Origin of the sequence: Sulfuricurvum sp. (assembly GCF_019163035.1) — a bacterium.
GTDB lineage: Bacteria > Campylobacterota > Campylobacteria > Campylobacterales > Sulfurimonadaceae > Sulfuricurvum.
Genome location: NZ_JAFLKV010000066.1, coordinates 1 through 8,921, shown reverse-complemented (window position 1 = coordinate 8,921; position 8,921 = coordinate 1). Strand labels below are relative to the sequence as shown.

The 8,921-nt window shown below is 39.8% G+C and carries 7 protein-coding genes and 1 tRNA gene; all 8 read right to left on the bottom strand.

Annotated features, from left to right (window positions below; translation table 11 throughout):
• Window positions 1-543 (bottom strand): response regulator (locus JZU62_RS05470; protein ID WP_295012680.1); only part of this gene is annotated, 543 nt, incomplete at its 3' end.
• Window positions 540-1,778, bottom strand: a complete 1,239-nt coding sequence (locus tag JZU62_RS05465; protein WP_295012678.1) for a hybrid sensor histidine kinase/response regulator — start codon at window positions 1,776-1,778, stop codon at window positions 540-542. The genes JZU62_RS05470 and JZU62_RS05465, both read right to left, overlap by 4 nt.
• A 300-nt stretch (window positions 1,779-2,078) precedes the next feature.
• A tRNA-Leu gene (locus JZU62_RS05460) sits at window positions 2,079-2,163 on the bottom strand.
• Window positions 2,164-2,211: 48 nt separating this feature from the next.
• A complete protein-coding gene (locus tag JZU62_RS05455) occupies window positions 2,212-2,589 on the bottom strand; it encodes a F0F1 ATP synthase subunit C (RefSeq protein WP_295012677.1) in 378 nt (125 codons plus the stop codon).
• A gap of 92 nt (window positions 2,590-2,681) precedes the next feature.
• Window positions 2,682-4,859 (bottom strand): polyribonucleotide nucleotidyltransferase, encoded by a 2,178-nt coding sequence (locus tag JZU62_RS05450; RefSeq protein ID WP_295012676.1) that lies wholly within the window; start codon window positions 4,857-4,859, stop codon window positions 2,682-2,684.
• 15 nt (window positions 4,860-4,874) lie between these two features.
• A complete protein-coding gene (locus JZU62_RS05445) occupies window positions 4,875-6,272 on the bottom strand; it encodes an MlaD family protein (protein WP_295012674.1) in 1,398 nt (465 codons plus the stop codon).
• Between the two features lie 12 nt (window positions 6,273-6,284).
• On the bottom strand, window positions 6,285-8,426 hold the full coding sequence (locus JZU62_RS05440; RefSeq protein ID WP_295012672.1) for an LPS-assembly protein LptD: 2,142 nt from the start codon (window positions 8,424-8,426) through the stop codon (window positions 6,285-6,287).
• Window positions 8,419-8,868 (bottom strand): RDD family protein, encoded by a 450-nt coding sequence (locus tag JZU62_RS05435; RefSeq protein ID WP_295012670.1) that lies wholly within the window; start codon window positions 8,866-8,868, stop codon window positions 8,419-8,421. Before JZU62_RS05435 ends, JZU62_RS05440 begins: the two co-directional genes overlap by 8 nt.
• Window positions 8,869-8,921 lie beyond the last annotated feature (53 nt).

Sequence of the window (8,921 nt, the reverse complement as noted above, 5' to 3'; positions counted from 1 at the left end):
TTCTTTAGTGTTCAGTAATTCATACACTTGATCGTTTTTGATTGAAATGGCATTTAATTGTGCAACAAGGAGTCGCACTTGTTTTTTAAGTTTGCTCTTTTCTTCATTGAGCATTTCAAATAGTTCAACATTCAAATTTTGGGTGCTGGCATCACGACATACAGGATATAAAACATTTAATATATTTTGGTGAATAATCGGTTTTAGAATAAAACTACTTACACCGTTTTCAATCAAATTAATCAAGATGTCAGATTCATTGTGGGCTGAAACTGCAATGATTTTTTGTTCTGGATGGATTGCGCGTATAGCTGTAATCATCTCAATCCCATTCATTCTGGGCATATTAATATCCGTTATTACGATATCAAATTTTCTACGATTGTATTTCTCTAACCCATCTAACCCATCAACTGCGATTTCAACAAATTCAAAAAATGGACTGAATAAAAGCTCCATCTCATCTCTTAAACTTGTGTCATCTTCCACATACAATACAGATAATTTTTCTGAATAGTGAAATACATCTTTTACATTTATCATATATGATCCTCACAAATGTTTATCTTATGCATTATTTCAATACAAAAATTAGCTCCGCCATACAATTCATCATTCCTAACATTTATCGTGCCCCCAAGATGACGCTCAATTATTGTTTTAGCCATATGTAGTCCTATGCCGGTTCCATTTTTTTCACTTTTTGTTGAAAAGTACGGTAAAAATATTTTTTCCATAATTGAGAGTGGAATACCCTCTGCATTGTCAGTAATATTTAAAAAGACTGAGTCCTCTTTTTTTTGAAGCATTATTCTAAGTTTTGGTTTTTCGATATTTTTTTCAACAAATGCATCTTTTGCATTGTTAATAATATTAATTAGGACTTGTTTTAGTTCATTTTCAAAGTTTGTAATCACAATACTAGTGTCTATTTTAAGTTCTACATCTATATTAATATAATGTTTTTCAGGAATTACCATTCGACATACACTGTTTATTAATTCTGCTACACAAAATGTGTTAGGCGTATTGGTTGGACGATAAAAATTTCGAAAATCATTTACAGTTTTTGAAAGAAAATCTGCTGCTTCTTCAATACGTCCAAATGAATTTCCTAAATCTTCTTCTATTGCTAAATACGGATCACCAGTACGTTTGTATATATCCAAAGCCATCTTTGTACGTGTTGTTGCTATGATAGAAGTAATTACAGAGAGTGGTTGCCGCCACTGGTGCGCAATCATAGAGAGCATTTCACCCGTTTGAATCAGCTTCGATTGCTGCATAAGTAAATTGCATTGAAGTTTATTTTCTTCAGTAATATCAGCAAGCTTTTTATGAAATTCACTTACCTGCTCTTCTACGTATTGATCTGGTAATAATATACGAATTACGTCATAAGTTACATGTAAAAAATATTTTGTAGTGAAAGGCTTAAAAATAAAAAATATTATCCCTAACTCGTAAAGCTTTAATATCATATGAGTATGACTCTCATCCATGAAAATAATAAATTTCTGGTATTTATCCTGATTTTGCAGCTTTGTAATTAATTCTATCCCCTCCATATCTGAAAGAATTAAATCTATATACACAATAGCATAGGAATTAGATTTATAAAGTGCAAGAGTTTCTTCAGCAGTATGCGTCACAACTATCTCATCAAAAAATGGAAATAATATTTCTTGGGCACTATGTGATAAGTTTTTATCACTCTCTACAATCATAATTCTCAAATCTTGACCAATTCTAGTAAGAATTTTCAAATCATTTTGCATTTTTATCTTTCGCGATTTAGTAAATCTATTATTGTTTACCATAAGTTTATCATCGGTAAGTTGCATATATGTTGCATTTATAATATTTTGATTCGCGCATAGTTAAAAAATAGGACAATTTAATACATATTTGCATACGTGCGTATGATCACAATGTTATACAGATTATTTTGATAAGATATGCTAAACTGATTGCCTCAAAAGAGATAAAAAACGAAGAAAATTTGATTTGTTTTGGCTCAAAACGGTCAAAGATAAAAAAAGAAGTTATTGGGAAAGTTTGTAATATAAAGTAAAAGTTGGTGCGGTCGGGGGGATTTGAACCCCCACACCCGTAAGGCACTACCACCTCAAGGTAGCGTGTCTACCGTTCCACCACGACCGCATAAAAAAGGTGGTCAGCCGCTAGAGCTGACCGAAAGAGAGGTAAAACTTACGCAGCCAAATACGGGTTAGCGTAAAGAGCGATAAGAGCGATAACAAGTGTATAAATAACTTGTGCTTCAATCATAGCAAGAGCGATGAACATAGTAGTCATCAATTTTCCGCCAAGACCTGGGTTACGTGCAGTACCCGCGATAGTAGCAGCAGCAGTGCTACCCATACCGATTGCTCCACCAAGTGCAGCCAAACCAAGACCAACACCAGCAGCGATCATAGAATACGCTTTCAATGTTTGGTTTGCAACGTCAGCAGATGCAGCCGCAGCAGCAGGTGCCGCTTCAACAGCAGCTTCAACAACCGCTACTGCTTCATCAGCACCGAATACTGAAGCAACAAGAGCGAGCATAAGAAAAAGAACTTTTTTCATGATTAATCTCCGTATTTAAATCAAAGTCTGTTCGGATAGTGTCCCTACTTATCACTTTGTGGATGGAATTATAGTTTTAGTGAGCTAAAAAATTACTTAGCTCGACCTAATCCGATCTTATTTCCTTTGAATTCGACGATCTCAACCATCAATTCATCCCCCTCACTCACCGCATCGCTAACACGGCTGATGTGTCCATCAGAGAGTTTAGAGATATGGATTAATCCGTCCACGCCACCTGGAAGTTCAATAAATGCGCCGAAATCGACGATTTTTTTCACTTTTCCTTTGACGATATCACCTACTTTGTACTCCACTTTTTCCACCACAGTTACGCCGCTGATGATCCCTTCGATATGATCACGCGCACCGCGCAGACCGTCACGATTTTTGCCGGTCAGTTTGACAGAGCCTTTTTTCTTATCAATATCAATCGTTACGTCGAAACGCTCGATAATTTCACGGATGGTTTTTCCTGCTTGACCGATAATATCACCAATAAAGCTCGGATCAATGTGGAAAAGATCGGTACTTGGTAATGTCCCCTCGTTAAGCTCAATGTTCTCTTCACTGCTCATCATGATGTCGATGATATGTGTGCGCGCATCTGAAGCTTGATACAATGCCTCTTTGAGAACATCAAGATGGATACCGCCGAGTTTAATATCCATCTGCATCGCGGTAATCCCCGCTTTAGAACCCGCTACTTTGAAATCCAAGTCACCGTCATGATCTTCTAACCCCATGATATCGGTCAAAATCGCGTGGCGTCCACCCTCTTGAACCATTCCCATTGCAACACCTGCGATAGGATCTGCCATCTCGATGTCCCCTGCACGAAGCGCCATATAGCCGCCGCACACGGTGGCCATGGATGAAGAGCCGTTCGATTCCAAAATCTCAGAGACCAAACGGATTGTTTGCCCGTTACGGACACACGCACCCTCTAACGCCCGTTTGGCGAGATTGCCGTGTCCCAATTCGCGACGACGCGGTGCACCGATCGGCGATGGTTCCCCGACACTGAATCCCGGAAAGTTATAGTGAACCATAAACGCTTCGTTTTGAGTACCGCTGTCGGTGAGGTTTTCAAACATTTGAGCATCTTTCATCCCGCCCAATGTCAAAATAACCAGCGCTTGTGTTTGCCCGCGAGTAAAGAGCGCCGAAGCATGTGCACTTGGCAATACGTTCGTCTCAATACGAATTGGGCGAACTTCGTTCAGACCACGACCATCTGCGCGTACTTTTTCATCCAAAATCTGTGTACGCACCATAGAGCGTTTCACCGATTCAATCGCTTTTTTCAAGTCATGTTCATTCCACTCCGGCTTTTCACCTATAATGGTTTTACGGATCGTGCGCAAAGCAGTAGAACGTTCTGTTTTTGCCATTTGGTTGATACCGCGTTTTAAATCATCTATGTGATTTGCACGGACATACTCAATCATCTCACCATTCATTTCACTGATGACATATTGGATCTCAAACGGTGCCGATGCGAATGGTTGAAAAGCGGCCTCATACGCACTGTTGGATTCAAACAATGCTTGTTGAGCTGAAGCGAGAACACGGATCAGTTCATCTTCGTGCATTGCATTCGACACACGGATTGGTATTGCAGGGATGCTCATAGCAGGATCAATCATCGGATCGATCATTCCCATCTCAAGAATCTCCATCTCATCGCTTCCGAGTGTTTGCATCTCGATCATGAGCATATCTTCTTTGCTTCCCGCCAAATACAAATCAAGGGTACTTTGTTCAAGTTGGCTTCGGGTTGGATTGAAAACAATCTCTCCATCGATTTTACCGACACGTACCGCACTCACCGAGTTAAAAATATCAATATCGGATACATATAATGCCGCTGATGCCGCATTAAGCGCCAATACTTGTAAATCAGCCTCTTTATCAGCACTTAAAACCATAACGGTAATTTGGATCGGATTTGCGAACCCTTTTGGGAACAACGGGCGAAGAGATCGATCTACAATCCGTGACGTTAACGTTTCAAAATCACTCGGTTTGGTTTCCCGTTTGATAAAGCCCCCCGGAAATTTCCCCGCAGCGTAGCTTTTCTCGATGTATTGAACCGTCAAAGGTAAAAAATCTTCATCGACAAAATCGGTCTCATCGACAACAACCGTTGCCAATATCACGGTATCACCACATTTCAGCCATGCGGCACCGTTGGCTTGCGCCGCTACTTGATTAAACGCGTACGCTTCGGTTTTATTTTTTAACTCTAATTCAACATTGTATTTCATTCATTCTCCATTTTGTTATCGCTTCATCGAAGAAGCGCCACCGATAAGGTATTTAAAATCGTTATCGATAAATCGTAGACCCAATCCTAAGAAAACATTTTGAGATTCGGGATTAAGGAAATTATCCCATCCACCGTAGAGTTCAAGATGTTTAAGCATTTGATAGCGCACTTGCGCTTTTAGGTGCGCGTGTGTTCCACGAACATCATCAACTGCATTAAAATCAAACGCTTCGGCACTGAATTTCAACTTATCATGATTCGTAAAATAATCGACCCCGATACCGCCAGTCGATTCAATTGCACCGAATCGAAGCAACGTGTTATCAAACCGTTTCCCGTATTGCGCTGAATAGTAAGTCTTCCCTTTTTGGTGTTTAACCGGAAGGGTTGGCTGAGAATAATCATCGGTACTGATGAGATCAAACATATAATAGGTTTCCGGATTGGGGAGATAATTAACCCCCAAATAAACTTTCCCATACTGATCGCGCATCATATAATCCGTATGCATCGCCACCTGTAATTCACTCGCTGTCAAGCTGCCTAGCATTGAATCAAGTTTTCCAAATGCTTCTTCACCACTTTTGAAAAATGAACCCGCATTACTAATCGTATCTTTCAATGAAGAACGGTTTTCTGCAAGAATAACACTGACGTTATCTTCGATCTTAACAAACTTATCAACCGCTTCCGGGAGTTTGTGTTCCAATGAGCCGCTGATATTATCCATTCGAGTCGTCAAAGAGTTAATACGTGCCATAATTGCCGGTAAATCTTTATTGACCGTATCGGCAGTCTGTCCAAATCCGGCAGACATCGCTCTAAAATTGGTAATAGCGGCATGAAGATCGTCTCTATTATCAACAATAACTCCATCGAGATTAACTCCAACATTACGGAATGCGATAATAGCTTCTTGGATAGCTTGACGATGTTCGTCATCAAGGGTTGAGCGAAAATCTTTTAATAGTAGTTCTAACTCTTTAGCGGCAGCATTAACCGAATCACTTGTTTGATCAAAAGTCGCATACCGTTTGGACTGAGACAAAACGCCTCCATCACGTAAAAAAGCAGTAGAGTCTCCGACAACGATATTAATCACTTTCGATCCTAACAACGATTCCTGTGCAACAATAACCGATGAATCATCGGGAATTTTTACCCCTTTATCGATCTTTAGGGTCAATTTTACCCGTTTCCCTTCAATTGTGAGGTTATCAACATCTCCTATAGTTACCCCATTCATCAATACATGGGTATGCTTTTCAATCCCTGAGGCATCTTCGATATAAGCTTGCACTAAATACCCTTCATTGCCCCATTTACCCAACGATGTTACCTGAGTAGAGAGGAACAATAAAGCACCTAATGCCATCACAACAAAAAGACCTATTTTTGCTTCTAGTTTCATCCCTTATCCTCTCTAATTTCCGGTGAGTTTATAGTTAAATTCCGATCCACCGATCGGTTTTAAAAGAATGGTAATAAAAATATAGGAGTCATTTACTGAGTTATTGTTCATATCATTAGTTAAAACAGGACGTCGATTTTGAACAAAGCGAACCCCGAAGTCGAAACATCGTTGAGTGTATAGCACACCGATTTCACTCCGTTTCATTAAAGACTCATGGTAATCGTAGGCAACATTAGCGAAAATTTGATAATTGCGATTATATCGGTATCCTACATCCGCTGTCCAATACGATGCATACACTGGAAGATTCTTTTGGAGTTGATCACTGTAGTAATGACTCACACCTGCTGTTACTATTTCACCATTATAGCGCAGAGTATTTTGTTCTTTGGTCACTCGGTTACGGTCATGGTTGAATGCCGTTTGATTGTAAAATGATATAGCGCTACTGATTTGCCACTCTAGTTCATTTTGTAGTTCACCGTAATAGCTGCCCTGATCATCATAGCGGAAATTTTGGGAGAGCCGATCCACAAATAACTGTGTCCCATTTTCAAACACGTAATTATTAACCCCAAGCGAAAGGGTATCACTCGGCTCATTTAAACTATAGTATTCACAAGCTGGATCAGTATTGCCTACAACACACTCTTGGCTAGAGTGAAATGTTTTATAATAGCCGCCATAATAACGGCTCCCTGCAGAAGTATAACTTACATTGGGGTTGATAACATGGGTAATATTATTATCATAAGGCTTTACTAAAGTTGATCCAATGCTAAACGTATGATCAAGCTGAGCGTATTTTCCCTGCTCATAAGCACTACCCGTTTCATCAGGCCTTCCATTAGCATAAAATCCCATCATACTTGCAGAAGCATTAGCGGTATAACTCACATCCAAATAATCGTCAAACACAGAAGTTTGAAGGGCTAGCGGAATATTAAAATTCGCTTCTATTGCCCGTTTTCCATTTGGTCGATAATAGTGAGTCGCCATCGCATCACCGCTGATGAGGAGATAATCGTCTAAAAAACTCTTCAAATAACGGTGATAATGGAATGTCGGAAGAGTTTGGATTGTTGCACCGTTATTTTCAATATTTAAATATTGGTAGTGTTTAAAATAACTTCCAAAATAATTATCTTCACTGCTATAATAAAGATTAATTCGTGACATCACCTGATTCGCGGTGACATTTTTAGTTTCATCACTCTCTTGCAGATTCAAATAATCAACATCATTCATCCACTTCCCATCAACGTAAAGTCCTGATTCACCTTCAAGATCTAAATCAAACCACTCTCGCAAAGGGGCACTATGACGATAATGAACATCATACCCGTAATGTTTGATATGAGCCAAGTCATTTTCAAGTGCATACGTAGATTGTTCTTTAAAATAACCCATCCGAATGGAGCCCTGCGATGAAAGGGTATCGACAAAGCGAAAATCAGCATAAATTCCCGATCCTCGAAGAGTCCGTATTTGGGGGCGAAGCTCCAGATCCCACCAATTTTTCGGTGCCAAATAGACCGGTTGAAGATAATAGAATCCTTCTGAACCTGACCACCCTAAAGAGGGGATCAACAATCCACTTCTTCGTGTCCGATCTGTTGGATACCCAAAATAAGGAAGGTAAAAAACGGGAATGTCTTCGATTTCCAAGCGCGCATTATAGAGATTAACCCACATCTTGTCCGTATTATAATCGGCACTACTAAATCGGATTCTCCATAACGGATCAACTGAATCACATCCCGATAGCGATCCACTGGCTAAATCAATATCACTTTGACACCCTTGCGCTTCTGACGTACTCATCCATAAACCACTCTGAGTATCTACCGCGTAATAGGGAGTTGAATAACGGGTATCGTCGTTAAGATTGATTCGGGAATAATTACTAATAGTGTGATAATGTCCGGCTTTAAAAATATTGACCGATCCATTAGCTTCCATGACACTGGCATTGCGATCATAGCTCAGTTTATCAGCGCTAATGATCTGATCTTGATACAGCGCAACAGGATTACCGGTTGCTGTTGCAATTGAGCCCTCTGCATCAACATTCGTTCCATACAATTCAACACGATCTTCACCTAAAAGAAGGGTGGAAGTGATCAGGCTGATCCAGATATATTTACCCATTGATTACCAATGTCCTTCCGGTTCGATCATGCCAACTTCTTCGGTACGGATCGAGCATTGCCCACACAAATCCAAGATAAAAAAGGATCTCACTCACGACCCGAAAAACACTTCGATTAAAGGCACTTAAAAAGGTAGGATTCGAAAGGCTAGAGAGCTCGATAACACGAATTTTCATTACAATTTTGCCAAGACTCGCACCGTATTGCATCGTAAAAAAGGTCTGATAAAGAATTTTTATTGCCATATATTCAAGCAAAAAGCTGTTGGTTACTGCAATCATATCTTCTAATGTTGTAGCATTAACAATAGGATTCCATAATATCACCATTAAAATAACCGATAAAAGAATTTCATCAATTCCAAATGCAGCTGCTCTCTGGCGAACTGAAGCGAGCGAGAGATGCTCGCGCTGTAAAAGGGTATCGATGTGTTCATCCATCAGCGAAGAGCCTGATATGCGATGTCGCCACGCAGTTTTTTACCGGCAAAGTG

Excerpts from the sequence above, each read along its gene's own strand:
- JZU62_RS05465 (WP_295012678.1), bottom strand. The coding sequence starts at position 1,778 with ATGCAAAATGATTTGAAAATTCTTACTAGAATTGGTCAAGATTTGAGA.
- JZU62_RS05455 (WP_295012677.1), bottom strand. The coding sequence starts at position 2,589 with ATGAAAAAAGTTCTTTTTCTTATGCTCGCTCTTGTTGCTTCAGTATTC.
- JZU62_RS05450 (WP_295012676.1), bottom strand. The coding sequence starts at position 4,859 with ATGAAATACAATGTTGAATTAGAGTTAAAAAATAAAACCGAAGCGTAC.
- JZU62_RS05445 (WP_295012674.1), bottom strand. The coding sequence starts at position 6,272 with ATGAAACTAGAAGCAAAAATAGGTCTTTTTGTTGTGATGGCATTAGGT.
- JZU62_RS05440 (WP_295012672.1), bottom strand. The coding sequence starts at position 8,426 with ATGGGTAAATATATCTGGATCAGCCTGATCACTTCCACCCTTCTTTTA.
- JZU62_RS05435 (WP_295012670.1), bottom strand. The coding sequence starts at position 8,868 with ATGGATGAACACATCGATACCCTTTTACAGCGCGAGCATCTCTCGCTC.